Source organism: Pantoea sp. DY-17 (genome assembly GCF_019795975.1).
Lineage (GTDB): Bacteria > Pseudomonadota > Gammaproteobacteria > Enterobacterales > Enterobacteriaceae > Pantoea > Pantoea leporis.
On record NZ_JAIMIG010000013.1, the window covers coordinates 1 to 624 of the forward strand.

Genomic DNA, 624 nt, shown 5'->3' on the forward strand with positions numbered 1-624 from the left:
GATTCATGACTGGGGTGAAGTCGTAACAAGGTAACCGTAGGGGAACCTGCGGTTGGATCACCTCCTTACCTGAAGATACCTTCCCGCGAAGTGCTCACACAGATTGTCTGATAGAAAGTAACGAGCAGAAAAAACCTCTACAGGCTTGTAGCTCAGGTGGTTAGAGCGCACCCCTGATAAGGGTGAGGTCGGTGGTTCAAGTCCACTCAGGCCTACCAAATTTCTTCTCATGCTGCGTTAAAGCGCCGCTCGTATAGTGAACTATACGTCGCGCCACTTTGCCTTGCCTGAAAAGAAATTACCGTTTGTCAAAAACGGAACTCCTGGTGAGTGGTAGTAGTGGTCTCTGCAGTAACTGTATGGGGCTATAGCTCAGCTGGGAGAGCGCCTGCCTTGCACGCAGGAGGTCAGCGGTTCGATCCCGCTTAGCTCCACCATTACAGTGACTCAAAACAATACTTCAGAGCAAACCGGAAACGGTGTGCTGCGAAGTATTATGCTCTTTAACAATCCGGAACAAGCTGAAAATTGAAACGACGCGTTGGTTCATTTCTCCGTAATAAGAAATGAATAACAGCGCGTTCGAGTCTCTCAAATGCTTGCAGTCTGCACGCGTTGCAAAAC

The 624-nt window shown here is 49.0% G+C and carries 2 tRNA genes and 1 rRNA gene; all 3 read left to right on the top strand.

Going from position 1 to position 624, the window contains the following annotated elements:
* A 16S ribosomal RNA gene (locus K5Y33_RS23580) occupies nucleotides 1–68 on the top strand; the annotation flags it as partial.
* Nucleotides 69–141: 73 nt separating this feature from the next.
* Nucleotides 142–218: transfer RNA gene (locus K5Y33_RS23585), tRNA-Ile, on the top strand.
* Nucleotides 219–361: 143 nt separating this feature from the next.
* Nucleotides 362–437 (top strand) — tRNA-Ala (locus tag K5Y33_RS23590).
* The last annotated feature ends 187 nt before the right edge of the window (nucleotides 438–624 follow it).